Below are 22285 nucleotides of genomic sequence, written 5' to 3'. Positions count from 1 at the left end.
CGATCTTCACGTGATGGGTGAACTCGTATTCCGACTTCTCCATCCAGCCGACCTGTAGAATCGCCAGCTCCCGCAGGCGCGGGTCGAGCTTGCTCTTGAACCGGATGTATCCGCCGATGCCGTTGAACGCACGCGCCATCTCCGGCGAGTTGACGAGAAGCTTGTGCAGATTGGTGTTGCGCTTGAGCATGTCGCGATATTCGGGCGCGACCTGGTCGGCCTCGAGATACGGTAGTCGTGCCATTCGTGTTTCCTTCCGTCAGTGTTCCTGCGACTCGCGCTCGGGTGCCTGCAGCGTCACGCCGCCGTCGACCACCAGCACCTGGCCGGTGATGTAGCGTGCGAAGTTGCTCATGAGGAATTTGACGGCGTGGCCGACGTCCCAGCCGGTCCCTTCCGTCTTCAGCACCGATGCCCTGGCGCGGTTCGCCCGGGCCTGCTCGCTCATGCCGCGGGCATAGACCATCGGCGTGTACACCGGCCCGGGGCAGATGCAATTGACGCGGATGTTGTCGCGGCCGTGATCGACCGCCATCGCGCGCGTCAGCCCGATGATCGCCGCCTTCGAGGTCGAGTAGGTCGTCAGGCCGCGTGGCCGCAGCGCCGAGATCGATGAGATATTCACGATCGCACCACCCTTCGCGGTCTTGATCATGGCGGGGATCGCGTGCTTCGAGAGCAGGAACATGGTCTCGACATTGACCTGCATGACGCGGCGATACTGCTCGGGCGCCTCGTCGACCACGTTGCCGCGGCTGCCGATGCCGACGTTGTTGTCGAGGAAATCGAGCCGGCCCCAGCGATCGAGCGCCGCCTCGACCAGCGTCCTGCAATCGCCCTCGCTCGTGACGTCTCCGGCGTGGGCCGCGGCACTGCCGCCCTCGGCGGTGATCATCTCCACGGTGCGCTCGGCAAGCCCGAGCTCGCGGTCGGCCACCAGCACGCTCGCGCCGGCGCGGGCCAGCAGGATTGCTGCGGCGCGGCCGTTGCCGATTCCGTCGCCCGCGGCACCGCCGCCGCTGATCAGTGCCACCTTGCCGGCGAGGCCGGCATCGTCTTCAGGGCCCTGCATGTCGCTCCTTCCCGTTATTTTTCTCCGACGATAGCAACGGCATGCCGAGGTGAGAAGGCCGGGCGTCCCGCGCTCATGTCATTGACATCGCATGGAATTGCATGCCGCCAGGCGAGATGGAGCGGAGCAAGCATGACTGTTCGGCGGAACTGATCTCACGCGATCGCGTTTGGTGCGGAGCCTTTCCCGGGTTAGGCTCCGCTCCGGGGTTTCCCAATCGCCAGTGGCTTGCCGATGAATCTGCTCGATCCACAAGGGCCTGTTGCTGCCGCCAACAGCACGATCCTGGTTGATTCCGTTTTCATCATGCTTGCGATCGTGGTGCCCACCATCGTCGCGATCCTGGCGTTCGCCTTCTGGTTTCGTGCCTCGAACCCAAAGGCGCAATTCCAGCCGGACTTCGTCTATTCGGGACGTGTCGAGATGGTGGTGTGGGCCATTCCGGCGCTCACCGTCATCCTGCTCGGCGGCGTTGCCTGGATCGGTTCGCATCAACTCGATCCCGCGGCGCCGGTGCCCGGCACCGGCAGTCCGGTGAGAATTCAGGCCGTTTCGCTCGACTGGAAATGGCTCTTCATCTATCCGGACCAGCGCATCGCCACCGTCAACACGCTGACGGTGCCGGCGGGTGCCGAGCTGAATTTCCAGCTCACCTCGTCCAGCGTGATGAACACGTTCTTCATCCCGCAGCTCGGCAGCATGATCTATACGATGAACGGCATGGTCACACGGCTGAACCTGCGCGCCGACAACGAAGGCAAGCTGCAGGGCATGTCGGCGCATTTCTCCGGTGACGGCTTCCCCGACATGCTGTTCGACGTCAACGTGATCTCGCCGCTGGCGTTTCCCGGATGGGTGGCGAACACGGCGAAGAGCGACGCCGTGCTGAACGAGGACAGTTACAAGAAGCTGATGCAGCAGGGCATCGAGAGCGGGCGGCCGACCTACCGCCTGGACGATCCCCGGCTGTTCGACCTGATCGCGACCCAGCACATTCCGCCAGGGCCAGGCCCGGAGCTGATCTCCGACGCCGGCCGGCCGCATAGTGGAGGCCATGATGCTCGGTAAGCTCGATTGGTCGGCGGTTCCGTTCGATCAACCAATTCCGCTCGTCGCGGGCGGGGTGGTACTGGTCGCGATCCTGGCCGTGCTGATCTGGGTCGTGGTGAAGGGGCATCTGCCCTATCTCTGGCACGAATGGATCACCAGCGTCGATCACAAGCGCATCGGTGTCATGTATGTGCTGCTCGCCTCGGTGATGCTGCTGCGCGGCGGCAGCGATGCCATCATGATGCGGATCCAGCAGGCGGTCGCCTACCAGTCGCAGGGCTATCTTCCCCCGGAGCATTACAACCAGATCTTCTCGGCCCACGGCACCATCATGATCTTCTTCGTGGCGATGCCGTTCGTCATCGGATTGATGAACCTGGTCGTGCCGCTCCAGCTCGGCGTGCGCGACGTCGCCTTTCCGACGCTCAATTCGGTCGGCTTCTGGCTGACCGCCACCGGCGCGCTGCTGGTCAACGTCTCGCTGGTGGTCGGCGAGTTCGCGCGCACCGGATGGCTCGCCTTTCCGCCGCTGTCGGAACTGTCCTATTCGCCGGGCGTCGGCGTCGACTATTATGCCTGGTCGCTGCAGATCTCCGGCGTGGGCACGCTGGTCGCAGGCATCAACCTCGTCACCACCGTGCTGAAGCTGCGCACCAAGGGCATGAATTACCTGCGGATGCCGATGTTCTGCTGGACGACGCTGGCGTCCAACCTCCTGATCGTCGCGGCGTTCCCGATCCTCACCGCCACGCTCGCGATGCTCCTGCTCGACCGCTATCTCGGCTTCCACTTCTTCACCAACGAGGCCGGCGGCAACGTCATGATGTTCATGAACCTCATCTGGGCCTGGGGCCATCCCGAAGTCTACATCCTGGTTCTGCCGGCCTTCGGCATCTTCTCCGAGGTGGTGTCGACCTTCTCCGGCAAGGCGTTGTTCGGCTATCGATCGATGGTGCTCGCCACCATGGCGATCTGCGTCATCTCCTTCATGGTCTGGCTGCATCATTTCTTCACGATGGGCGCGGGCCCCGACGTCAATGCCATCTTCGGCATCGCCAGCATGATCATCGCGGTGCCGACGGGCGTGAAGATCTACAACTGGCTGTTCACGATGTATGGCGGCCGTATCCGCTTCGCGACGCCGATGCTGTGGGCGGTCGGCTTCATGGTCACCTTCATCATCGGCGGATTGACCGGCGTGCTGGTCGCTGTGCCGCCGGCCGACTTCATGCTCCACAACAGCATGTTCCTGGTGGCGCACTTCCACAACGTCATCATCGGCGGCGTGCTGTTCGGCGCCTTCGCCGGTTTCGAATACTGGTTCCCGAAGGCGTTCGGCTTCCGGCTCGACGAGCGCTGGGGCAAGCGCGCCTTCTGGTTCACCTTCATCGGCTTCTATGTGACGTTCGTTCCGCTCTACACCGCCGGGATGCTCGGCATGACGCGGCGGCTGCAGCACTACGACGTCGCGGCATGGCGTCCGTGGATGATGGTGGCGGCGGTCGGCATGGCCGTGCTGACCATCGGCGTCATCTGCCAGGTCATGCAGCTCGTGGTCAGCATCCGCAATCGCGAAAGCCTGCGCGACCGCACGGGCGACCCTTGGGATGGACGCTCGCTGGAATGGGCGACCTCGTCGCCGCCACCCGTGTTCAATTTCGCCTTCCATCCCGACGTGCGCGGTGAGGATGCCTATTGGGACCTGAAGGCCCATGCCAAGCAGCAATTGCTGGAGCACGTCGAGCCTGAATACCGGGACATCGAGATGCCCAAGAACTCTCCGACCGGATTCGTCTGCGCGTTCTTCGCCACCATCATGGGCTTCGCGCTGATCTGGCACATCTGGTGGATGGTGATCCTGGGCGGCATCGGGGCGTTCGCGACCTTCGTCGTGTTCGCGTGGCGCGATCATGACGAATACGTCATTCCGGCCGCGGAGGTCGCCCGCATCGACCGGCTCAACGTCGAGGAACGGCGCAGTCTGGTCAGCATGGCGGGAGCGGTCTGATGTCGATGACCGCAACCGTCGGGCGCGCACATGCCGATCCCCATCACATCGGCGTCGTGATCGAGCATCCGGGCCCGGCGTCGAAGCGCATCGTCACCGCTTACGGCTTCTGGGTGTTCCTGCTCTCCGATATCGTGATGTTCTCGTGCTTCTTCGCCGCCTACGCGGTGCTGGTCGACCAGACCGCCGACGGCCCGAAAGGTTCGGAGATTTTCGAGCAGAGGAACGTCGCGATCGAGACCGTCTGCCTGCTGCTGTCGAGCTTCACCTGCGGCATGGCCAGCATCGCGGCCGATGTGCGCAACCGGTTCTGGTTCTATCTCGGCATGGCCGTGACCTGCCTGCTGGGGCTGATCTTCCTCGTCATCGAGTTCCGCGAGTTCGCCGACCTCGTCTCGCGCGGCTACGGCCCGTCGCGCAGCGCCTTTCTGACCGCGTTCTTCTCGTTGGTCGGATGCCACGGTCTGCACGTCTCGGCGGGCGTGCTGTGGCTTCTCACCATGATGGCCCAGGTGTTCGCGAAGGGCTTTCGTGCCGACATCCTGCGCCGGATGATGTGTTTCGCGCTGTTCTGGCACGCGCTGGACATCATCTGGGTCGCGGTGTTTTCCGTCGTCTACCTGCTTGGGAGTGGCGTATGAGCGATATGACGCACGAGCCGGTCGAGCATGATCTCGCCCCGGGTGAGGAAGAGCAGCACAGTGTCGGCGCCAGGATCGTCGGTTACGTCGTCGGCCTTGCTTTGGCGCTGCTGCTCACGGCGACATCGTTCTTCATCGCCGGCACCAATCTGGTCTGGCAACCCTCGATTCCCGTCGCGCTGATCGTGCTCGCGATCGCGCAGATGGGCGTGCATCTGGTGTTCTTCCTGCACATCACGACGGGTCCGGACAACACGAACAACGTGCTGGCGCTGGCCTTCGGTCTTCTGGTGGTTTTCCTGGTGGTCGGCGGTACCGTCTGGATCATGTCGCATCTCAACCAGAACATGCCGGCGATGGATCAGATCATGCAGATGCGCAGTTAGCCTCGCACAAAGAAAAAGAGCCGCTTGTGATGACAAGCGGCCCAAGTCTAGGGAGGAAACGCCCAAGCAAGGACAATCGGCCGAAGCCGGATTGCTGCCAAGGAGGCGGTCGCGCCAGGCGCCACCGCACATTTTCCTAAATGCAACGACTCCCGATAGAGATCAATTCCGGATCAATACTGCTTCCGGCAAATGCTCACGGAAGCGTGAGGGTCTCTCACTTCGGGCGACGGCAATTATAGGCCTTGCGGAAACCCGCGGCCTGGGCGTCATCCTCCGAGCAGAACCACCGATCAGGCTTCGTCGTGGCCGGATAGCTCGGGCAGCCCCGCAAATGATAGATGCCGATGTTGCCGGTGACGCGCGCGCGCACCGCCAGCTTGCCCTTGATGCTGCAGCTCGGCGGCATCGTCAGCTCGTCCGGAAACAGGACCGTACGAATCTCCTTGTCGCGATCGGGACGGCAGGCGGCTCCCAGCAGTGCGCCGTCCTTCTTGCCCGTGCGGAATTCTTGCGGTGCAACAAAGCAGCCTTTCCAGATGCCGGCCGATGCGGCCTTGGCATCGGCGGCCGCCGGCTTGACGTTCGCCTTGATCGGCTCGCGCGCGATGGCAAAGCCGAGCCGAACCAACTGCTCGTTCAACGTCGTCTTGTCGCCCTGGACCGTACAGATCGCGCGGTGCCGCTTGCCGAAGCTCTTTTCCGGTCCCACGTCGTCGCAACGCACCTGCCGTCCGCCGATCAGCTTCGTGAGCTGGTCGCGGGCCTCGATGCCGCAAGTCCAGGGATCAGCGTGATCGTCGATGCAGACCTGGTCCAGTTCGGGGGCGTCGACGCCGTCGAGCCGATAGGTGATGTCGCCAAGCTGGATGGAATTGGCGTCCCGGACGGTCGCGGCGGCGGTCACCGCGGAAGCCGATCCGGATGCTCCCAGAAACGCGGACAGAGCGAAAAACAAAACAAGCGCGAAAGCGCGGGCGGCAGCAAAGGAATTCTGAAGGGACATACGGTCTCGCTATCGATTGCTCTAGCGCCTCGTTCCTAGCATCCGGGCGTGGCGATACCAATGGTCTGCGCCGGGCGAAGTATGACATTCCTTGCTCGTGGCTTTACTCGCCGGCCGCTCTGCCCCTATCGTTTGGCGGCCTTGCGAGCCGCGATGGCCGAATCGCCCGGGAAGCGGCGAGGGCGGGAGGACTGCTTCGATGAACGATCCCGTGGACGTCCTGATCATCGGCGCCGGCGCTTCCGGTGCGGCCGTCGCCTGGTCGCTGGCGGAGACCAAGATGCACATCCTCTGCCTCGAGCAGGGTGGCTGGATGAACCCGGCGGAATATCCGAGCACGGGCCGGGACTGGGAAGCGAAGTTCTACGGCGAGTGGTCGTCGAGCCCGAACGTCCGCGGCCGGCCCGAGGACTATCCGATCAACGACGACAATTCGCCGATCAAGGTCGTCAACTATAATGCCGTGGGCGGCTCCACGGTGATGTACACCGCGCACTGGCCGCGGCTGCATCCATCGGATTTCAAGGTGAGGACGCTTGACGGCGTCGCCGACGACTGGCCGATCGACTACGACGCGCTGACACCGTTCTTCGAGGAGAACGACCGGATGATGGGCACGTCCGGCCTCTCGGGCGATCCGCTCTCGCCGTTGACGCATCCGCCGATGCCGCAGCAGCCGCTCGGATTGTCCGGCGCCATCATCGGCAAGGCCATGAACAAGCTCGGGTGGCATTGGTGGCCGTCGGATACGACGGTCGCGACGACGGACTACGAGGGCAGGGCGCGCTGCATCAACCTCGGTCACTGCACGCCGGCCTGCGCACAGGGGGCGAAATCCTCGACCGACATCACCTATTGGCCGCATGCCGTCCGCGCGGGCGTCGAGCTGCGGACCCATTGCCGTGTGCGCGAGATCACCACCGACGAGAACGGGATGGCGTCCGGGGTGGTCTATTACGACAAGGACGGTGCCGAGCAGTTCCAGCCGGCCCATGTCGTCATCATCGCCTGCAACGGCGTCGGCACTCCGCGGCTCCTGCTCAACTCGAAATCCAGCCGCTTCCCGAACGGCCTCGCCAACTCGTCGGGCCTCGTCGGCAAGAACCTGATGTTCCACCCCTATGCGCAGATCTACGGCTATGTGGAGGAGCCGACCGACAGCAACCGCGCGCCGCCGACCTGCCTGTGGAGCAAGGAGTGGTACAGCACGGACTTGTCGCGTGGCTTCGTGCGCGGTTTCGGGGTGCAGTTCGTGCGCGGCGCGGGACCGGTGTTCGAAGCCGTAGTCAGCGAGCAGAAGGGGATTTTGCCCTGGGGCGCCGATCACCACCGCGTCTTCCGCAAGCTCAACGGACATCGGCTGGGTTTTTCGGCGATCTGCGAGGATCTGCCGGAAGAGCACAACCGTGTCACGCTTGATCCCGTACTGAAGGACAGCCACGGCATTCCCGCGCCGAAGATCGATTACACACTCAGCCAGAACAGCCTGAAGATGATGGAGCATGCGCTGGCCCGCGGCCGCGAGGTTCTCGAAATGGCCGGCGCGACCGACATCTGCATCAACTCGCCGATCCCGTGGGGCGGCTGGCACCTGCTGGGCACTGCGCGGATGGGCACCGATCCCGCGAAATCCGTCGTCAACGAATGGGGCCGCACACATGATGTGAAGAACCTCTTCATCGTCGACGGCAGCGTGTTCGTGACGTCCGGCGGGGTCAACCCGACCTCGACCATCCAGGCTATCGCGCTCTATGTCGCCGACCAGATGAAGCAGCGCCTCGCCAATTTGTTCGATTGAGCCGCCGATGTTTGCACCGAAGCCGCTACGGGCTTGCTGCACCTCCTCCGCTTGCGGGAGAGGTCGGCGCGCTGCGCCGGGTGAGGGCTCTCTCCTCTCGCGGGCACCTTTGCGGAGGCAGCCTCGTCCCAGCTCTTTCCCGCAGGCGGGAGAGGCAGCGCGCTCTCACTATGGCCGTAAAATTCCGACGCGAGGACACAATGACTGATCAACTCTCCCTCACGCCGCGGCAGCGCGACGATCTCCGTACCGTCGCCGCGATGATCATTCCGGCCAGCGACGTGTACAACGTGCCCGGCGCCGACGATGCTGCGATCCAGGCCGACATGCTCTCGACGCTGGGGCGCGATACGAGATTGGTGGCGATGGCGCTGGAGCATCTGGCGCGGCTGGCGGGCCGGCCGCTCGCCGAGCTCGATGCCGGCAAGCGCGATGACGTGGCGCAGGAGTTTCGCAGCTCCGGCGGAGCCGCCGCGGCAACGCTCGTCCGCGTCGTGTTGCAGTGCTATTACCGTGATGACCGGGTGCTGCGTTCGCTCGGGCTCGAACTGCGGCCGCCCTTTCCCAAGGGCTATGTGTTGCCGGACGGCGACTGGTCGCTGCTCGATCCGGTCAAGGCAAGAGGCGGCACGCTGTGGCGGGCGCCATCGTAGTCCGATGCAGTGGTAGCCCAGTTCTCGGAGTCCAGCCCCGGCAGCCCAGCCTTGCGCGCCGAGCGGGGCACTTGCGCCGGAGGGAACAGGCCACCATCTGTGTGAGCCTTCAAGGACTTCTGCCATGCTGGATTTCACTTCAGATACCGCCGATGACGGCCCGTCGTCGCGAACTGATGCGGCTGCCCCGGTCGATGACCGAGCCCTGCTGGATGCCTACTCCAATGCCGTGATCGACGTGACCGACCGGGTCGGCCCCGCCGTCGTGCGGGTCGAGACCGGGCCGAAGGTGCCGAACGGCCGCGAACGCGGCGGGCTCGGCTCGGGCATCGTGATCTCGCCGGACGGTCTCGTCCTCACCAACAGCCACGTGGTCGGCTCCTCCCGGGAGATCCGGCTGCGGGACGTCGAGGGCCATGTCGGCGACGCCCGGGTGCTCGGCGTCGATCCCGACACCGATCTCGCGCTGCTGCGCGCCAACGGCGTGCGTGACTTGCCCTATGCCGCGCTCGGCAATTCCAAGAGCCTGCGGCGCGGGCAACTCGTGATCGCGATCGGCAATCCGCTGGGTTTCGAGTCGACCGTGACCGCCGGGGTGGTCTCGGCGCTCGGGCGCTCGATCCGCTCGGTCAGCGGGCGCACCATCGAGGACGTGATCCAGACCGATGCCGCGCTCAATCCCGGCAATTCCGGCGGCCCGCTGGTGTCGTCGAATGCCGAGGTGATCGGCATCAATACCGCCATCATCAACGGTGCGCAGGGAATCTGCTTCGCGGTCGCCAGCAACACCGCGCAATTCGTGCTGTCGGAGATCATCCGCCACGGCTACGTCCGCCGCGCCTATATCGGCGTGGCCGGGCAGACCGCGCCGGTGCCGCGGCGGCACGCGGTGCTGGCCGGCGTCGAGAACAAGATGGGCGCGCTGCTCGCGCAGATCGAGCCGGACGGTCCGGCCGCGAAGGCGGGCCTGTTGCCGGGCGACGTCGTCATCAGGCTCGACGGTGTCGAGATCAACGGTGTCGACGACCTGATCCGCGTGCTGGATCGCGACCGGATCGGCCGGCGTCTCGCCATGGACGTGCTGCGGCTCGGCCGCCTGCGGGAGATCGACATCGACCCGGTCGAGCGCAAGCCGGCGCGGAGCACGTGATCCGGAAAAGCGCAAAGCGGTCTTCCGATACGATCATGTGCAAAAAATAGAGCGCCGGGCAGGCGAGGCGGGGTATGACGGTGTCATGCCTCACCTTCGGAATTCTGCCGCATGATGCCGGCGCACGAGACCTACGACGTCATCGTCATCGGCGCCGGTGCCGGTGGCATGACGGCGGCGGCGGTGGCCGCAGCCGAAGGCCTGCGCGTGCTCGTCCTCGAAAAGACCGCCTTCGTCGGCGGCACCACCGCGTGGTCCGGCGGCATGGTCTGGATTCCCGCCAATGCCAGGATGAAGGAGGCGGGGCTCTCGGACAGCGTCACCGATGCCGTCCGCTATCTGTCGAGCACGGTTCCTGAGCCCGCGAACGCCGGCTTGCGCGCTGCCTTCCTCGCGCGCGGACCAGAGGCGATCGCGTATCTCGAAGCCAATACCGAGGTGTGCCTGCAGCCGGTGAAAGCCTATCCGGACTATTATCCGGAGCGCCTGGGCGCGACGCCCGGCGGTCGCGTCCTGGAGCCGGTGGCTTTCGACGGCACGCGGCTCGGCGCCGGCTTCGCGCGCCTGCGCGCGCCGCTGCCGGAATTCACGCTGTTCGGCGGGATGATGGTCAATCGTCAGGACATCCCGCATCTGCGCAAGGCCGGGAAATCGTTGCGTTCGACCTTGCGCGCGGCGCGGCTCGTCTGCGAATACGCCTTGCAGCGGCTGCGGGCACCACGCGGCACGACGCTGCATCTCGGCAATGCGCTCGCCGCGCGGCTCTATGCCTCCCTGCTGGTGCGCCGGGTTGAAATCCTCTTCAGCACCGACGTCGAAGATCTGTCGATCCAAGGCGACCGCATCGGCGGCGTCGTGATCCGTCACGGCTCCCGCGATCGGCTGATCACCGCGCGCCGCGGTGTGGTGCTTGCGACCGGCGGCTTCTCGCACGACGCGGGCTTGCGCAAACGCTTCTTCCCGGCCGCAGCGGGCTTGATCTCGGCGACCAGCACATCCGGCACCGGCGATGGGCTCCGGCTTGCGACCGCAGCGGGCGCTGCGCTCGACACGGACGCGACGAGCCCGGCCTATTGGGTGCCGGCCTCGCTGTTTCGTCGTGCCGACGGCAGCCGTGGTGTCTTCCCGCACACGGTGACCGACCGCGCCAAGCCCGGTGTGATCGCCGTCAACGTCGCCGGCCTGCGCTTCGTCAACGAGGCGCTGTCCTACCATGAGTTCGTGCTCGCCATGATGCGCGACGGCAATGGTGAGCCGGACCGGCCGTTCTATCTGATCTGCGACCGCCGCTTTCTCTGGAACTATGGCCTGGGCCGCATCAAGCCGTTTACGCGCAATGTCCGGCGCCACGTGTCCAATGGCGAGTTGGTGGAGGCTGCCGACATCGCGCAACTCGCGGCCAAGATCGGCATCCAGCCGTCCGCGCTCGCTGCGACGGTCGCGGACTACAATGCCGGCGCGAAGGACGGCCGTGATCCCGAGTTCGGTCGTGGCAGCACGATCTATCAGCGGCATCTCGGGGACGCCGCCCACAAGCCCAACCCCTGCGTCGCGCCGATCCTCCGTGCGCCGTTCTTCGCGATGCGGATCTATCCGGCCGATCTCGGCACCGCCATCGGCATGAAGGTCGATGCGCAGGCGCGCGTGCTGCGCGAGGATGGAACGCCGATCCGAGGCCTCTACGCTTGCGGCAACGACATGGCCTCGATCATGAACGGCAATTATCCGGGGCCCGGCATCACGCTCGGGCCGGCGCTGACGTTCGGTTACATTGCGGGACGGCATCTGGCGGAGGGGAGCGCGATGGTCGCGGCGGAGCCAGGCATCGCGGCGACGTCGACCTGACCATCCCCGTTGCTGTCATGCCCCGCGCAGGCGGGACATCGCGTACGTCGTGACCTATCGCTTCAACCACAACGGTCGCGGCGTACTGGATCACCCGGTCAAGCCGAGCGATCACGCTGAACAGGGGCACAGCCGTCCTGCAATCCCGTCATTGCGAGCGTAGCGGCAATCCAGACTGTCTGCGCGGAAAGACTCTGGATTGCTTCGTCGCTTCGCTCCTCGCAATGACGAAGGAGAGAGCGTGGGCTTCTCCTCGCTACTCCGCGGCTGCCGCGAAGCGGCTGTTCTCCAACTCGGCTTCCAGCCGCGCTTTCTCGGCGGCGGCCTGCTTGATGTTGGCTTCCTTGACGTGGCCGAAGCCGCGGATGGTCTCGGGCACGCGCGCCAGCCTTGTCAGCAGCGGGATCTGTTCGGCCTTCAGGGCCGCGCTCCGCTGGTCGACCATCGCGATGTAGTCCTCGATCAGCCTGCGCTCGGTCCTGCGCTCCTCGGTACGGCCGAACGGATCGAACGCGGTGCCGCGCAGGAATTTCAGTTTGTTCAGAACGCGGAAGGCGTGGATCATCCAGCCGCCGAATTCCTGCTTCTGAAGCCGTCCCGTCGTCTTGTCGCGCTTGGCGAAGATCGGCGGAGCGAGGTGATACTTCAGCGTGAAATCGCCGTCGAACTTCTCAGAGACCTTCCTGGCGAAGCTGCCGTCGGTGTAGAGCCGCGCGACCTCGTATTCGTCCTTGTAGGCCATCAGCTTGAACAGGTTCTTCGCAACCGCTTCGGTGAGCTCCGTGGATGCGGGCGAGGCGGCCGCCTCTGCCTTCCGCACCTTCGCGACGGCGACGAGATAGCGATCTGCATAGGCCTTGTCCTGGTAGCTGGTCAGGAATTCGGCGCGGGTCGCGATGACGTCGTCGAGCGACTTGGTCGGTGCCGCGGCCCGGCTCTTGAACTGGAGCACGCTGCGCACCCGCGACATGTCGTGGGCGGCGAGGCGGCCCCAGGTGAAGGCGAGCTTGTTCATCTCGATCGCGGCGCCGTTGATCTCGATGGCGCGGAGCAGCGCCTCCAGCGACAGCGGGATCGCACCCTTCTGGAAGGCGAAGCCGAGCATGAAGGGATTGGTCGCGATGCTGTCGCCCATCAGCGCCGCGGCGATGCCGGTGGCGTCGATGATGTCGAGGTTCTTCTCGCCGATAGCGTCGCGGAGCACGGTCTGCATCGCGCCCATCTCGAAATCGAGATCGGGATTCTGCACGAAGCTCGCGGTCGGCTGCAGGTCGGCGTTGATGTAGGCCTTGGTCACGCCGCGCTCGGCGCGGATCAGCGCCGTCGGTCCGGCGGAGACGATCATGTCGCAGCCGAGGATGACGTCCGCGCCGCCATTGGTGATGCGGACGGCGGAGATGTCCTCCGGCTTCGGTGCGATGCGCACATGGCTCATCACCGCGCCGTTCTTCTGCGACAGCCCGGTGAAGTCCAGCGCCGAGCAGCCACGGCCGTCGACATGGGCGGCCATGCCGAGCAACGCGCCGATGGTGATGACGCCGGTGCCGCCGATGCCGGTGACGAGGATGTTGTAGGGAGCGTCGAGCTCACGGGCGGGCGGCAGCGGCAGGTCGGCGAACAACTGCCCGGAATCGACCGCCGAGGTCTTGATCCGCTTCAACGAGCCGCCATGGACGGTGACGAAGCTCGGGCAGAAGCCTTCGACGCAGGAGAAGTCCTTGTTGCAGTTCGACTGGTCGATCTGGCGCTTGCGGCCGAATTCGGTCTCCAGCGGCTGCACCGAGACGCAGTTGGAGGCTTGGGAGCAGTCGCCGCAACCCTCGCAGACGAGCTCGTTGATGAAGGCACGCTTCGCCGGATCGGGATAGAGCCCGCGCTTGCGGCGGCGGCGCTTTTCCGCCGCGCAGGTCTGGTCGTAGATGATGACGCTCAGGCCCTTGATGTCGCGCAATTCGCGCTGGACGGCGTCGAGCTCGCGGCGGTGATGGATGGTCGCGCCTTGCGGGAAGTAGTTGCCGTCCGGGTACTTGCCCGGATCGTCCGACACGATCGCGAGCCGCTTGACGCCTTCGGCCCAGACCTGATGCGCGATCTGGGCGACGTTGAAGCTGCCTTCGGCCGGCTGGCCGCCGGTCATCGCGACGGCGTCGTTGTAGAGGATCTTGTAGGTGATGTTGATGCCGGCGACGGATGCGGCGCGGAGCGCCAGCAGCCCCGAATGCGTGTAGGTGCCATCGCCGAGATTCTGGAAAATGTGCTGCTCGCTGGTGAAGGGCGATTGCCCGATCCAGTTCACGCCCTCGGCGCCCATGTGCGAGATCAGGTCGGTGCGGCGCGTCGGCATGCTCAGGGCCATGCCGTGGCAGCCGATGCCGGCCATGGCGCGACTTCCCTCGGGCACGCGTGTCGACGAATTGTGCGGGCAGCCGGAGCAGAAGAACGGCGTGCGCGCGAGCTTGATCGGCGCACTCGCGGCGACGGGGTGCTCGAAAGCTTCGAGGCGCGCGAGGCGCTGCTCCAGCACGGGGCTCTGATGGCCGAGCTTGCGCAGCCGCGCGACCAGCGCGGCCGCGACGAGGGTCGGGGTCAACTCGCCTTCGCTCGGCAGCAGCGGCGCGCCGCTCTCGTCGCGCTTTCCGGTGACAGTCGGCCGCTTCGACGCATCGATGTTGTAGAGGATGCGCATCAGCTGGTCTTCGATGAAGCCGCGCTTCTCCTCCACCACCAGAACGTCCTGAAGACCTTCGGCGAAGCGGCGCGCGCCGCTTTCCTCGAGCGGCCAGGTCAGCGCGACCTTGTAGATGCGCAAGCCCAGGTCCTGCGCATCCTTGTCGCTGATGCCGAGATCGGCAAGCGCCTGGCGCAGGTCGAGATAGGCCTTGCCGGTGGCGATGATGCCGAGCCGGGCCGGCTTGGAGTCGAGCACGATCCGATCGAGCTGGTTGGCGCGGGCGAAGGCCTGCACCGCGGCCATCTTCGGCCCGAACAGGCGCCTCTCGGCTTCCAGCGGCGGATCGGGCCAGCGGATGTTGAGGCCTCCCGGCGGCATCTCGAAATCATCCGGGAGCTTGACCTGAATGCGCTCCGGATCGCTGTAGATCGATGCCGAACTCTCGACGGTCTCGCTGATGGCCTTGAAGCCGACCCAGCAGCCGGAGAAACGCGACAGCGCGAAGCCGTAGAGGCCGAGGTCGAGATAGTCCTGCAGCGTCGCCGGATTGATCACGGGGATCAGCGCGGCCGCGAACACCTGCTCACTCTGGTGCGCCAAGGTGGAGGACTGGCAGCCGTGGTCGTCACCGGCCAGCGCGAGCACGCCGCCATGGCGCGAGGTGCCGGCCGCGTTGGCGTGCTTGAGCGCATCGACCGAGCGATCGACACCGGGGCCCTTGCCGTACCAGATGCCGAAGACGCCATCGACCTTGGCGCCGGGAAACAGGCCGACCTGCTGACTGCCCCAGACGGCCGTCGCCGCCAAATCCTCGTTCAGGCCGGGCACGAAGGCGATGTCGTGCTGCGCGAGGTGCGACTTTGCGCGCCAGAGCGCGTGGTCGTACATGCCGAGCGGGGAACCGCGATAGCCCGAGATGAAGCCGCCGGTGTTGAGCCCCTGGAGCCGGTCGCGTTCGCGCTGCAACATGGGCAGCCGAACCAGCGCCTGGGTGCCGGACAGGAAGATCCGCTTCGATTCGAGCTGGTATTTGTCATCCAGCTCGACCTGCATCAGCGTCATTTCGGAAGTCCTCGTCTTTTGCTCGGCGTGGAATTTTGCGCTGCGGGAGGGAATGCGGCTGCGCGAAGCGGATTGTGACAGTCAAGAGCATGGGTGGCCGAAGTCAATATGGCTGGTCGCATCCGTGGCGCTCCTGCTAGTCATGGCTTGTGACGGAGGAAGCCATGACTGCGAATGCGTTCGATACCGAGATCACCGAAACCGCCGACGCCCTGATCGGGCCGTGGCGCCGGCCACGTCAGATGTTGCAGGCGCAGATCTACGACGCGCACAGCTCGATCCACGACGATGCCACCGCGCAGAAGCTCGGTTTCAAGGGCGGCACCATCGAGGGGCCGACGCATTTCAGCCAGTTCGTGCCGCTCGGTGCGCGGCTTTGGGGGCAGGCATGGTTCGAGACCGGCTGCCTGTCCGCGCATTACCGCAGCGTCTGCTACGAGGGTGAGGAGGTCCAGGCTGTCCTGTCGAAGCCGCTGCCCGGCACCAGGCAATGCCAGATCCAGATGGTCAAGCGCGACGGCACGGAAGTGCTCCGCGGTACGGCCTCGGTCGGAGACCCGTCTGCCGCGACCGCGCTCGAGGCACGCCTTGCCGAACTCAAGCCGCTCGCCGATCCCGTGATCCTGCATGATGTGAAGGTGGCGCAGACGAGCAAGCGGCAGTCGGCGCGGATGGCGTTCGACCAGAACATGGGCGACCTCTATCCCTTTTCGCTGCGGCAGAAGCTCGCCGTCATCACCGAGAACTCGCCGTATTATTCGGGCGCGGACAATCCGTGGGGAAAGGCCATCATCCCGATGGAGATGCTGAGCGTGCTGTTCCAGTACCGCTCCAAGGACGATCCGCTGCCGGCCAGGGGACCGGCGGTCGGCCTGTTCGCCGACCAGGAGATCAGGCTCGTGAAGGGGCCGCTCTTCGTCGACGAGGCGTACGAGCTCGAGCGCGAGGTCGTTGCGCTCTCCGGCAGCCGCCGCACCGAGAGCGCGTGGACGAGGACGCGCGTGTTCGACAAGGCGAACGCGCTCGTTGCGACCATGCTGCTCAACATGGCGACGCTGAAGGATTCCTACGCGCCTTATGAGGAAGAGCATCGTCAGCTGTATGGGGCGGGACGGTAGGTCTCGCCTGTCATTCCGGGGCGACGTGAAGCGTTCACCCCGGAATCCATTTCCACTCGTATTACCGCGCGATGGAGTCCTGGCTCGCGACTTTATCGCGCGCCTCGCAATGGCGGCGGAGAGGAAGTCCGGCCGCTCATCCTTTGAGCAACTGCACGTCGCAAAGTCGTCGCACAGCGAATAAGCAGGCGCCCAACTTTTTCCTAAAGCCCTGACGACGCAGCGAATTCCTTTGCGGTTCAGCTCCCACCGCAATTGTACACAATGGCATGGCGCTTGCAGAACTCCCGACAAAGAGAATTCTCGCGGGGCCTGCGTCATGTTGAACTCAACCAAGCCGACACTGGGCGTCATCGGCGCCGAGCCAGAGCCGATCAAGCTCGACTGGTCGAGCACCGCGCTTCTCATCATCGACATGCAGCGCGATTTCATGGAGCCCGGCGGCTTCGGCGAGACGCTCGGCAATGACGTCGGTCAGCTCGCGCGCGCCGTGAAGCCGATCGGCGCGGTGCTGAAAGCCGCGCGTGACACCGGCATGCTGGTCATCCACACCCGCGAAGGGCATCTGCCCGATCTGTCCGATGCGCCACTCGCCAAGGTCGAGCGCGGCGCGCCCTCCTTGCGGATCGGCGATCCCGGCCCGATGGGGCGCATCCTGATCCGCGGCGAGGCCGGCCACGACATCATTCCCGAGCTCTATCCGCTCGACAGCGAGGTCGTGATCGACAAGCCCGGCAAGGGAGCGTTCTACGCCACCGAGCTCACCGACGTGCTGGAGAAATACGGCATCGAAAACCTGCTGGTGTGCGGCGTCACCACGGAAGTGTGCGTCAACACCACGGTGCGCGAGGCCAACGATCGCGGCTATCGCTGCGTCGTCATCTCCGACGGCTGCGCGTCCTACTTCCCCGAGTTTCACGAGATGGGCCTGAAGATGATCAAGGCCCAGGGCGGCATCTTCGGCTGGGTCGCGAGCTCGGCCGCTGTACTGGAGGCGTTGAAGGTTTCGACCACACAGGGGTAGTACCATGAGCACTTTGACGGGAACGGTCGGCAAATCCGGCATCGACAAGTCCGAATTCAAGCCGGTACTCTGGACGCCGGGCGACTGGAACGCGTTCTTCGGTTTCGGTACCAATATCCTCGTCAACATGCTGGTGCTCACGGGGCTGCTGCGCTTCGTGCTGAAGATGCCGGACAGTCTGGTGTTCGGCCGCATCCTGCCCGCGCTCGGGCTGATGATGTGCCTGTCGACCTTCTACTACGCGTTCCTCGCCTATCGTCTGGCGCAGAAGACCGGTCGCAGCGACGTCTGCGCGCTGCCGTCCGGCGTCAGCGTGCCGCACATGTTCATCGTCACCTTCGTGATCATGCTGCCGATCACGCTCAGGACCGGAGATCCGCTCAAGGGCTGGTCGGCCGGCCTCGTCTGGGTGTTCTTCCAGAGCTTCATTCTCATGATCGGCGGATTCATCGCGCCGTTCATCCGCAAGATCACCCCGCGCGCCGCGCTGCTCGGCACGCTCGCCGGCGTCTCCGTCACCTTCATCGCGATGCGTCCCGCGCTCGAAATGTACATGACGCCGCAGATCGGCCTGGTCTGCTTCGCCATCATTCTGGTGAGCTGGTTCGGCGGCGTGAGATATCCGCGCGGCATTCCCGCCGGTCTCGTCGCGATCGCGGTGGGGATGATCATCGCCTGGGGCTCGAACCTCTTCGGCCTCGGTCTCGGCGGCCTGAGCCTGAAGGGCGTCGGTGATGCCTTTGCCAATTTCGGCTTCTCGGTGCCGATTCCGGCGGTCGGCTACGTCTTCTCCGGTTTCGAATTCCTCGGCGTCATCATGGTCACCGCCATTCCCTTCGGCATCTATGACCTCGTCGAGGCCATGGACAATGTCGAGAGCGCGGAAGCGGCCGGCGACGAATACCCGACCACGCGGGTGCTCACTGCGGACGGCATCGTCAGCCTGATCGGCTGCCTGATGGGCAATCCCTTCATCAACGCCGTCTATATCGGTCATCCCGGCTGGAAGGCGATGGGCGGCCGCATCGGCTATTCTGCCGCGACCGGCCTGATGGTGGTCGTGCTGGCATGGTTCGGCATCATCTCGGTGCTGCTGGCGCTCGTGCCGGTGGTCGCGATCTCGCCGATCCTGCTCTACATCGGCATGCTGATCGGCGCGCAGGCGTTCCAGACCACGCCGGTCAAGCACGCGCCCGCGATCGTGCTGGCGCTGACGCCGCATCTGGCAGCCTGGGCCAAGCTTCAGATCGACACGATGCTCGGCTCGACCATGAATGCGGCGACGACCGTCGGCGGGCTCGCGGCCGACAAGGCCGATGCGGTCAAGGCGGCGGCGATCGCAGCCTTGCCGCAACAGGGGGTGTTCTATCACGGGCTCGAGGTGATGGGCGGCGGCTCCATCCTCGGCGGCCTCATCCTGGGCGCGATCGGCGTCTTCATCATCGAGCGCGACTTCGAGAAGGCATCGGCTTTCGCCCTGGTCGGGGCCGTGCTCACCTATTTCGGCTTCATGCATGGCGAAGCCGTCGGGATCGGCGGCGGCTTCGGCGTCACGCCGGCTGTGGCTTTCGCCTATGCCGTGATGGCCGCCGGACTGTTCGCGGCGGGCAAGCTCGGCGTCAGCGAGCATTATGCGGCGCATCCGGAGATGCATGCCGCACCGGCGGAATAGCTATCCGCCCTTGACGGCCCCTGCGGTGAGCCCGGCGACGATCTGTCGCTGGGCGAACACCGTGAGCAGCAGCACCGGCACGGTGACGATCAGTGCGGCCGCGGCGAGCGGTCCCCAGCTCAACTGGTCGAACGAGATCATGTTGTAGACGGCAACCGGCAGCGTGCGCGTTTCGCGTCCCGCCAGCACGATGCCGAAGACGAAGTTGTTCCAGGAGAAGATCACCGCGAGGATGAAGGCGACTGCGATGCCCGGCCGGGCGATCGGCAGCGCGACGTGGCGGAACACCTGCCAGCGCGTGGCGCCGTCGATGAGGGCGGCTTCCTCCAGCTCCATCGGCGTCGTCTCGAAATAGCCGATCATGATCCAGATCACGATCGGCACCGTCACCACCAGATGGATGATGATCTGCGGCACCAGCGTCCCGAGCAGTCCCAGCCACTGGAACAGGAGGAACAGCGGGATCAGGTAGGACAGGCCGGGCGTGATACGGGCGATCAGGATCACGATCGCGGATTTGTGCGCGGCCATGCGCGCGATGCCGTAGCCGGCGGGGACGCCGACAAGCAGCGCGAGCGCGGTCGCGCTGCCGGTCACGATCAGGCTGTTGGTGAAATAGGTCAGGAAGCGGTTGGAAGCGACCACGTCGGCGTAGTTCTTCCAGGCGAAATGTTCGGGAATGAACACGGGCGGGTAGGCGGCGTTGTCGACCTCGAACTTGAGCGAGAGCGAGAGCATCCAGAGGAAAAACAGGATCGCCGGCGACACCATGACGAACACGGCGAGCCAGAGTCCGATCCTGCCGATGATCTGACGCGGGTTCATGCCTGGCTCGCGATCTCGGTCCACAGCATCCGCTGACGCATGTAGAGCATGACGGCCGCGAGCGCGACGATCAGCAGGAAGAACACCACGGCGATCGCCGATCCGTAGCCGAGATCGTAATAGGTGAACGCGACGCTGTAGAGATAGATGTTGATCGTCTCCGATGCCGAGCCCGGGCCGCCCTGCGTGATCGCGAAGATGATGTCGAAGCTCTTCACGGCGTCGATCATGCGGATCATGCCGGCGATGAACAGGAAAGGCATGATCAGCGGCAGCGTGATGAAGCGGAAGACCTGCCAAAGGCTCGCACCGTCGATCTGTGCGCTCTCATAGGGCTCGGCCGGGATCGCAGCGAGGCCGCCGAGCACGATCAGCATGACGAGCGGCGTCCATTGCCAGGTCTCGACCAGCACCAGCGAGGGGATGACGGTTGCGGGATGAAAGACCCAGAGCTGCGGCGGGATCCCGACCAGCGACAGCAGATAGTTGAGCACGCCGAGTTGCGGATGGAACATCATGGTCCAGACCAGCGCGATCGCGACGGGAGTCGCCATCATCGGCATGATGAAGATGCCGCGCAGGAAGCCGCGGCCGGCGAACTTCTGGTGAAACACCACGGCCGCCAGCGTGCCGAGCACCAGCGGCAGCAGCACCGACAATATCGTGTAGAGCATGGTGTGGCCGACCGCTTCGATGAAACGGGGATCGCTCGTCAGCCGCAGATAGTTGGAAAACCCGACGAAGGTGGTCGACGAACCGACCTTCCACTCGTTCAGGCTCATCCAGATGGTGAAGACCCACGGGAAGATGATGATGGCGAGCACGACCACGAGCGCCGGCACCACGAACGGCCAGTAGGACGGCGGCCGCAGCTCCTTCTCCGGCGCGGCGTCGGACCGTGCCGCGGCCGGAGACGATTGTATCAACGCGCTCACGCCTTCTCGCTACGCTCCAGAATCGGACGGTACTGGTCGTTCGCCTTCTTGAGTTCGGCGGCGGGATCGGCGCCCGACAGCGTTGCGGTGAGCGCCGCGCCGACGATGTCGCGGAATTCGGCGACCGGGATCACGACGGGCAGGCCGAGCTTGCTGATCTTGCCGCAATCGATCACGGACTGCAGCCACTCCTTGGTCTTCACGCCCTTCTGGACTTCGGCATCGTTCAGGATCGAGTTGCGGAACGGCACGCCGCCGCCGGCCTGCAGCAGCCGCGCGCCCTGCGTCTTGGAGACGACCCATTGGCAGAGGAGGTAGGCGGCCTCCTTGTTCTTGCTGGCCGCAGCGATGCCGATGCCGTCGCCATAGGTCGACGAATATTGCCCCTTGGGGCCGGCGGGTACGACGGTGTAGCCGACTTTGCCGACGACGCGCGAGGCGGCCGGATCTTCCAGCGGCGGCGCCCAGCCGACGCCGTCGATCCACATCGCGGATCGGCCCTGCGTGAACGAGGCCATCGACTCCATCCAGTTGAAGCCGGCGACGCCGGGTGGTGCCGACTTCGTCAGGAGGGTCTGGTACAGCTTGGTCGCGGCAATGGCCTCCGGACCATCGGTCAGGATGTTGCCCTTGGCGTCGAGGAATTCGCCGCCATAGTTGAGGAAGAAGTTGCTCCACATCGCCATGTTGGCATTGCGCAGGCCGCGCCCGACGAAGCCGTAGGTCCCTTCCTTGGGATCGGTGAGCTTCTCGGCGGCGGCCGCCATTTCGTCGAGTGTCTTCGGGACCGCGACGCCCTTCTTCTCGAACAGCTCCTTGTTGTAGTAGAGGATGAAGTAGTCGACCGACCAGGGCAGCGAGAGCATCTGGCCCTTGTCGTTCCTGGCGTATTGCAGGCCGGCGGCCGAGAAGTCGCTCTCGACGAGATCGGGCGCGGTCAGCGTCGGGTCCTTCAGGTACGGCGTCATGTCGGCGAGCCAGCCGGCCTTCTCGAACTGCCGCTTCTGCACGTGATAGCTGAGATGGACGACGTCGAAGCTCGGCCGGCCCGAGGTCAGTTCGATCACCACCTTCTGCCGCTGCTGCTGCTCGGGGATCTGTTCGGATTCGACCTGGATGCCGGTGAGGTCGGTGAACTCCTTGACGTATTTCTGCAGGTTGTCACCGCGTGGGCCCTTGGCGAGGATCACCTCAAGCTTGGTCCCGGCGTATTTCTTCCAGTTGACCTCGGCGCGCGCCGGCATTCCGGTCAGGCTGAGCGCGCCAGCCGCGGCCGTGCCGGTCAGAAGCGTGCGACGCGAGATTTTGTGGTTGACCACCTCAAGTTCCTCCCTTTGACTCGTTTTGGAGAGGATACTAGCGGCCGTGC

General features: G+C 65.0%; 18 protein-coding genes. 11 read left to right on the top strand and 7 right to left on the bottom strand.

Annotated elements, in window-relative coordinates; genetic code table 11:
• Positions 1 to 244 (bottom strand): carboxymuconolactone decarboxylase family protein (locus QM712_RS23255; protein ID WP_415025480.1); only part of this gene is annotated, 244 nt, incomplete at its 3' end.
• A 15-nt stretch (positions 245 to 259) separates the two neighbouring features.
• Entirely contained in the window at positions 260 to 1072 is an 813-nt protein-coding gene (locus QM712_RS23250) for an SDR family NAD(P)-dependent oxidoreductase (protein ID WP_415025479.1), read from the bottom strand.
• 234 nt (positions 1073 to 1306) lie between these two features.
• On the opposite strand from QM712_RS23250, the gene QM712_RS23245 reads away from it, so the two are divergent.
• The 4 genes from QM712_RS23245 to cyoD are packed head-to-tail and all read left to right on the top strand — an operon-like array spanning position 1307 to position 5157.
• Positions 1307 to 2140: a cytochrome ubiquinol oxidase subunit II gene (locus QM712_RS23245; RefSeq protein WP_415025478.1), complete on the top strand. Its 834-nt coding sequence runs from the start codon at positions 1307 to 1309 to the stop codon at positions 2138 to 2140.
• Positions 2130 to 4130 carry a cytochrome o ubiquinol oxidase subunit I gene (gene cyoB, locus QM712_RS23240; RefSeq protein WP_415025477.1) on the top strand — a complete coding sequence of 667 codons (2001 nt, stop codon included), beginning with the start codon at positions 2130 to 2132 and terminating at the stop codon, positions 4128 to 4130. Before QM712_RS23245 ends, cyoB begins: the two co-directional genes overlap by 11 nt.
• Complete coding sequence (locus tag QM712_RS23235) at positions 4130 to 4771, top strand: cytochrome (ubi)quinol oxidase subunit III (RefSeq protein ID WP_415025476.1); 642 nt, start codon at positions 4130 to 4132, stop codon at positions 4769 to 4771. The genes cyoB and QM712_RS23235 overlap by 1 nt, the downstream gene beginning before the upstream one ends.
• Positions 4768 to 5157: a cytochrome o ubiquinol oxidase subunit IV gene (gene cyoD / locus QM712_RS23230; RefSeq protein ID WP_415025475.1), complete on the top strand. Its 390-nt coding sequence runs from the start codon at positions 4768 to 4770 to the stop codon at positions 5155 to 5157. The genes QM712_RS23235 and cyoD overlap by 4 nt, the downstream gene beginning before the upstream one ends.
• A 217-nt stretch (positions 5158 to 5374) precedes the next feature.
• Here cyoD and QM712_RS23225 read toward each other — a convergent pair whose 3' ends face one another.
• Entirely contained in the window at positions 5375 to 6163 is a 789-nt protein-coding gene (locus tag QM712_RS23225) for a thermonuclease family protein (RefSeq protein ID WP_415025474.1), read from the bottom strand.
• Between the two features lie 199 nt (positions 6164 to 6362).
• Between QM712_RS23225 and QM712_RS23220 the strand changes: the two genes are divergently transcribed.
• The 4 genes from QM712_RS23220 to QM712_RS23205 all read left to right on the top strand — a co-directional run bounded on the left by QM712_RS23220 (position 6363) and on the right by QM712_RS23205 (position 11609).
• Positions 6363 to 7961, top strand: a complete 1599-nt coding sequence (locus QM712_RS23220) for a GMC family oxidoreductase (RefSeq protein ID WP_415025473.1) — start codon at positions 6363 to 6365, stop codon at positions 7959 to 7961.
• A gap of 200 nt (positions 7962 to 8161) precedes the next feature.
• Positions 8162 to 8614, top strand: a complete 453-nt coding sequence (locus QM712_RS23215; RefSeq protein WP_415025472.1) for a hypothetical protein — start codon at positions 8162 to 8164, stop codon at positions 8612 to 8614.
• Positions 8615 to 8738: 124 nt separating this feature from the next.
• Entirely contained in the window at positions 8739 to 9764 is a 1026-nt protein-coding gene (locus tag QM712_RS23210) for a S1C family serine protease (protein ID WP_415025471.1), read from the top strand.
• 111 nt (positions 9765 to 9875) lie between these two features.
• Positions 9876 to 11609, top strand: coding sequence for an FAD-dependent oxidoreductase (locus QM712_RS23205; RefSeq protein WP_415025470.1), 1734 nt, complete (start codon positions 9876 to 9878; stop codon positions 11607 to 11609).
• 256 nt (positions 11610 to 11865) lie between these two features.
• On the opposite strand, the gene QM712_RS23200 is transcribed toward QM712_RS23205, so the two are convergent.
• Positions 11866 to 15342 carry an indolepyruvate ferredoxin oxidoreductase family protein gene (locus QM712_RS23200; RefSeq protein WP_415025469.1) on the bottom strand — a complete coding sequence of 1159 codons (3477 nt, stop codon included), beginning with the start codon at positions 15340 to 15342 and terminating at the stop codon, positions 11866 to 11868.
• 164 nt (positions 15343 to 15506) lie between these two features.
• Between QM712_RS23200 and QM712_RS23195 the strand changes: the two genes are divergently transcribed.
• From QM712_RS23195 to QM712_RS23185, 3 genes are all read left to right on the top strand, one after another.
• On the top strand, positions 15507 to 16460 hold the full coding sequence (locus QM712_RS23195) for a hypothetical protein (RefSeq protein ID WP_415025468.1): 954 nt from the start codon (positions 15507 to 15509) through the stop codon (positions 16458 to 16460).
• A gap of 319 nt (positions 16461 to 16779) precedes the next feature.
• A complete protein-coding gene (locus tag QM712_RS23190) occupies positions 16780 to 17484 on the top strand; it encodes a cysteine hydrolase family protein (protein ID WP_415025467.1) in 705 nt (234 codons plus the stop codon).
• Positions 17485 to 17488: 4 nt separating this feature from the next.
• Positions 17489 to 19156, top strand: a complete 1668-nt coding sequence (locus QM712_RS23185; protein ID WP_415025466.1) for a regulator — start codon at positions 17489 to 17491, stop codon at positions 19154 to 19156.
• Here the strand turns inward: QM712_RS23185 and QM712_RS23180 are convergent, their stop codons facing one another.
• The 3 genes from QM712_RS23180 to QM712_RS23170 are packed head-to-tail and all read right to left on the bottom strand — an operon-like array spanning position 19157 to position 22235.
• Positions 19157 to 19981, bottom strand: coding sequence for a carbohydrate ABC transporter permease (locus QM712_RS23180; RefSeq protein ID WP_415025465.1), 825 nt, complete (start codon positions 19979 to 19981; stop codon positions 19157 to 19159). It lies immediately after the preceding gene.
• Complete coding sequence (locus QM712_RS23175; protein WP_415025464.1) at positions 19978 to 20916, bottom strand: carbohydrate ABC transporter permease; 939 nt, start codon at positions 20914 to 20916, stop codon at positions 19978 to 19980. The genes QM712_RS23180 and QM712_RS23175 overlap by 4 nt, the downstream gene beginning before the upstream one ends.
• Entirely contained in the window at positions 20913 to 22235 is a 1323-nt protein-coding gene (locus tag QM712_RS23170) for an ABC transporter substrate-binding protein (protein WP_415025463.1), read from the bottom strand. Before QM712_RS23170 ends, QM712_RS23175 begins: the two co-directional genes overlap by 4 nt.
• Positions 22236 to 22285 lie beyond the last annotated feature (50 nt).

Origin of the sequence: Bradyrhizobium sp., assembly GCF_047605465.1 — a bacterium.
Lineage (GTDB): Bacteria > Pseudomonadota > Alphaproteobacteria > Rhizobiales > Xanthobacteraceae > Bradyrhizobium.
The sequence above is the reverse complement of the archived record's forward strand: the minus strand, read 5'-3'. Positions and strand labels throughout refer to the sequence as shown.